The 2,491-nt window shown below is 53.5% G+C and carries 1 protein-coding gene; it reads left to right on the plus strand.

The features are described 5' to 3' along the window. Positions 1 to 289 precede the first annotated feature (289 nt). Positions 290 to 2,239, plus strand: coding sequence for a hypothetical protein (locus tag FS806_RS25100; RefSeq protein ID WP_260982256.1), 1,950 nt, complete (start codon positions 290 to 292; stop codon positions 2,237 to 2,239). The last annotated feature ends 252 nt before the right edge of the window (positions 2,240 to 2,491 follow it).

The raw sequence follows: 2,491 nt of genomic DNA on the forward strand, positions 1-2,491 counted from the left end.
CGGCGGGGGATCTCCCCTCCAACAATATATCAAAAGAACGCTTCGTGAATGATTTCACACCTTAAAAATTAAAAAAAACTGTCTTGACTTCTTGTGCCACTATACGGCTGCCCCAGGCAGCTTTGATGTGATCACAATAATCCTGATTTTCTAACATTATTCCTCTAGGTTCCTTATTCTCGGAATGCTACTTTATTCTGTGAGAGTTTAGGAGGCCGACTTTAGGCACTAGGCAGCAGTACAAGTTCTTTGAAACTTCGAATTTAGTATGGCAGGGGGTTATTTTCAATTGGATAAGACACATTCCAGACGGCGTGTAGCCGTTATTACTGATACCGAAAGCGATTTGCTGTCACTGATGAAAAGCTTGGACCCGGACCTATTGATTGTAAAACCGGACGATGCCGCGGCGGTCGATTGGACGGCGGTGGATTCAATCGCCCTTCTGGGAGGGGCGGCCCCTAAGCCGATGCTCCTCCCTCCCCCCGCAAGAACGCTGATTGAGCGGGAATGCTGTGCAGGCAAAAGGGTTTTTGCCGAATTCGTCGGCAGTATTGGAAATGTATATTTCGAGCCTCCAGTCCCTACCCGTTACGAAAGGCTTGCTGTCGTGACATCAGGCTGGCTGGAGAATGAGCCTGACGGGGCGCTGATCGACGATCAGTTCGGGGAACGGCTTCGTCCGCATGAGTTTACGTGCTCGTCAACCAGACCGCTCCTTTCCTTCTTTATCGCACAAGCCCATGGGCGAATGGAAACAGCCGATATGAAGGAGCCTGAAGTTATGCGAGAACGGGCACTTTGGTTTGAGGCCGACGACCGGCTGCTCGTTTGTGCGTTCCGCCTCGCGAACTTTGCCAAAGCTCGTCATGCTCCATGGCGAAGAGTGCGGAAGCTGATCGGCTTTATCCTGAACTGGTTGTATGGTCAAGAAATCGCCAACCACATCGACGATTTTCCTCGCAGCTACCGAGTTGGAGCCGAAGCCCGTCCTTCTTCGGATGCACTTGATGCTTCCGATATTCTTATGGCGGCCGACCGGGCACTGCAATGGGTCAGACGCTCCGGCATGCTGATCGATGAAGGACGCGGCGGCGCCCTGGAAGGGCTCGGGACGGAAATCGACTATACCGGCCGGCAGCGGCTCAGCCGCATCCGCCGTGTCGATTGCATAGGAGAGTTGGCCTTGCCGTTCTGGCTGCATTCGCTGATAAGCGGCAATACCCGAAGCCAGCGAATTTCCAACCAATTGACCGGCTACGTCCTGGACCATTACGTCAATCGGGAGCCCGGTCCCCTATACGGCATGATGCGTTGGACCGATGAAGCTTGGGGAGTCTGTTATCAGGACGATGTGGCGCGAGCACTGCTTCCCCACCTGTTCCGCTGCTTCTACGAAGGGACATCCGAACGGCTGGACGAGTGTGCCGACATTCTCGATTTCCTTATCCGCACCACAGGAACGGATGGAACCCGCCGATTCCGCACCGACAATAACCAATTGACGCCCGAGCAGCTGGAGAAGCTGGCCACTACGCCAGGCGATCTGCCGAGCGCTCACTATAACGCTTATTACTTCGCCGCTCTGTGCATCTATTACCGGCTTACCGGACGCGAGGAATATAGAACGGCCGCGGTCAAGGGATTAACGACGATTATGAAAGTGTACCCGGAGACCAAACGGGAGCAGAGCCAGACCCAGGAGCTATGCAGGCTTATACTTCCGCTCGCTTGGCTGTATGCCGTGACGGAGGAAGAGCAGCACCTCCAGTGGCTGTATCGGGTAGCCCACGATCTGCAGAAGTTTGCCCATCCCAGTGGGGCATATCTGGAATGGGACGAAGGGTATCAGGCGTCCATGCGGCATCAAGCGGGCTCGGGAGAAAGCTCCTTGCTCGGACGCAACGGGGATCCCGTCGCCGACCTTCTGTACACGAACAACTGGCTGCCCATCGCTTGGATGCAGGCCTATTTCATTACCGATGACGCCTGGTTCAAGGAATGTTGGATGGAGACGGCAAGATTCATGCTGAACGCACAAATCGAAAGCGATGATCCGATGATCGATGGAGCGTGGGCGCGGGCGTTCGACGTGGAGCTGATGGAAGTGTTCGGCTCTCCGGCGGATGTCGGCTGGGGCCCATGGGCGATCGAATCGGGATGGACAGTTGCAGAAATCTCCGCCGGGCTTTATATGGGGCTGCTGGAAGAGAAGCTGAAGCCGCAGCATAAGGCATGATTGCGGCCAAGTAAAGTTGGACAACCGGGGAAAAGTAGACCTGATTTTGGTTAGAGGAAACCATGATTTTCATGCCTGGTGGATAGTACCGCTTCAGATGTGGGCTGCAGGAGGAAACTAAATGGATTTCATCCAGTTAGATTTCTATATTCGGAAGAAATATGGAAACTAACTGGAAAATCTAGATACGCTTAAAGTAACTTTTAGGCAATACGAAACTAGACCCTTGCCAATTCATTTTTTTTAAGGGCC

It is taken from the genome of Paenibacillus sp. 32O-W, from assembly GCF_007679495.1.
Taxonomy (GTDB): Bacteria; Bacillota; Bacilli; order Paenibacillales; family NBRC-103111; genus Paenibacillus_L; species Paenibacillus_L residui.